This is a genomic window from Microvirga pakistanensis (assembly GCF_004458765.1).
Taxonomy (GTDB): Bacteria; Pseudomonadota; Alphaproteobacteria; order Rhizobiales; family Beijerinckiaceae; genus Microvirga; species Microvirga pakistanensis.
This window is the reverse complement of the sequence record NZ_SPJX01000197.1, coordinates 1-223: the sequence shown is the minus strand read 5'-3', so window position 1 is coordinate 223 and position 223 is coordinate 1. Positions and strand designations below refer to the sequence as shown.

The 223-nt window shown below is 70.4% G+C and carries 1 protein-coding gene; it reads right to left on the bottom strand.

What is annotated here, in order from left to right; all coding sequences use genetic code 11:
• Positions 1-223 (bottom strand): FtsK/SpoIIIE domain-containing protein (locus tag E4K09_RS14015; protein ID WP_134495836.1); only part of this gene is annotated, 223 nt, incomplete at both ends.

Sequence of the window (223 nt, the reverse complement as noted above, 5' to 3'; positions counted from 1 at the left end):
GCGCCCGCCGCCGGCCATGTAGAGCATGTCGCCCTGGCCCAGGAGCTGCTCGGCGCCCATCTCGCCCAGGATGGTGCGGCTGTCGATCTTGGAGGTCACCTGGAACGAGATCCGGGTCGGGAAGTTCGCCTTGATGGTGCCGGTGATCACGTCGACCGACGGGCGCTGCGTCGCCAGGATCACGTGGATGCCGGCCGCGCGCGCCATCTGGGCCAGGCGCTGG